General features: G+C 68.0%; 2 protein-coding genes. Both read right to left on the minus strand.

Going from position 1 to position 1,795, the window contains the following annotated elements; all coding sequences use genetic code 11:
• The coding region (locus LQV45_RS29735) for an aldo/keto reductase (RefSeq protein WP_230010726.1) at positions 1-981 on the minus strand (981 nt) is incomplete at its 3' end.
• Between the two features lie 19 nt (positions 982-1,000).
• Positions 1,001-1,795: NAD(P)-dependent oxidoreductase (locus LQV45_RS29740; protein WP_230010729.1), on the minus strand; the 795-nt coding region annotated here is incomplete at its 5' end.

Consider the following 1,795-nt stretch of genomic DNA (forward strand, 5'->3'; position numbering starts at 1 on the left):
GTACGGATAGACTCCGACGCGCGGCCGGCTGGCCTCGGTCAGCCGCTCCGTCTCCCCCGCGGTGAGCCGCAGATCCGCGGCCGCGAGATTGTCCGCCAGCTGCGCGGTGGTGCGGGCGCCCAGGATCACCGAGGTGACCGCCGGCCGGTCCGCCAACCAGGCCAGCGCCACCTGGGAAGGGCTCACGCCGTGGCGCCCGGCGGTCTGCTCCACCTCGGCAATCACGTCCCAGGTGCGCGGATCGGCGTTGCGGGCCTCCCAGGCCTCCATCCCCCGTTTCGGGTTTTCGCCCAGACGGGTGGCCCCGGCCGGCGGCTGGTCGCGCTTGTACTTGCCGGACAGCCACCCGCCGCCCAGCGGCGACCATGGCAGCAGCCCGATCCCGGCGTCGAGTGCGGCCGGAACAATTTCCGACTCGATCTCACGGACCAGCAGGCTGTACTGCGGCTGAAGCGTCACCGGGGCACTCCAGCCATGTGCCTTCGCCACATGGACCGCCTTGGTCAACTGCCAGCCCAGGAAGTTGGAGAAGCCGTAGTAGGCGATTTTGCCGCTGGTGACGGCGTCGTGCAGGAACCGGAGGGTCTCCTCGAGGGGCGTAACAGGGTCCCACGCGTGCAGCTGGTAGAGATCGATCTGTTCTACGCCGAGCCGGCGCAGCGAGTCATCGAGTGCCCGGACAAGGTGCCGGCGGGAGGTTCCGACGTCGTTGGGGGCCTGGCCCATCGGGAAGCGGCCCTTCGTGGCCACCACCGCCCGGTCCCGGACCTCGGCCCGGTCCGCCAGCCACCGGCCGATGATTTCCTCCGACACCCCCGAGCTGTAGACGTCGGCGGTGTCGATGAAGTTGCCGCCCGCCGCGAAGTAGTCATCCAGGATCGCGCGGGATTGCTCCTCGGTGGCCTCGGCGCCAAAAGTCATGGTGCCCAGCGCATAGTTGGAGACGACGGCGCCGCTGTTGCCCAGGGTGCGGTATTGCATGGAGCTCCTCAAGTTGGGGTCAGTCTTCCGTGGGGGTGGTGCGCAGCGGGTGGTAGTTCCGCCAGGTGTGCTCCGGTGCGTAACCCAGCAGCCGTTTGGCCTTGTCGATCGAGAGCATGGTCTCGTGCTCGGCCAGGTCCTTGACCACTTTGACGTTCGGGAACACCTCGGCGGCCAGGCTGGCGCTGGAGCGGCTCATCACCGTGTCCTCGTTGGCGATGATGAACGCCTCGAACCCGGGCTTGCCGTGCTCCAGGGCTCGGGCCACGGCCTGGGCGCCGTCCCGGCCGTCAATGTAGCCCCAGAGATTCCACTTGCGCGCCCGCGCGTCGTGGTCGAAGGAGGGGAATTCCTCATAGTCCTCCGGGTCCATCACATTGGAGAACCGCAGGCCGGTGATGCTCAGGGCCGGGTCCCAGCGGGTCAGCTGGATGGCCATCTGCTCCTCAAGGTGTTTGACCAGGGAGTACGTGCTTTCCGGCCGGGCGGGGTAGTCCTCGTCCACCGGGATGTAGGGAGGGTCGACGTCGAAAGGCAGCCCCAGCACCGTCTCACTGGACGCGTAGACGATTTTCTTGATCCCGGCCCGCCGGGCAGCCTGGAACACGTTGTAGGTGGACTGCATGTTGTTCTCGAAGGTGGCGGCATCCGGGGCATGTCCCGGTGCGGGAATCGCGGCCAGGTGCACCACGGCGTCAAAGCCGGCATGGCGGTCCTCCAGGCCGAGGAACACGTCCACCACCTGGCCGTAGTTGCGCAGGTCCACCTCCGTGAAGCCCGGGCCGCGGACACCGGTGCGGTCCTGGTTGGTCAC

The sequence above is a fragment of the Microbacterium sp. Bi128 genome (assembly GCF_918698205.1).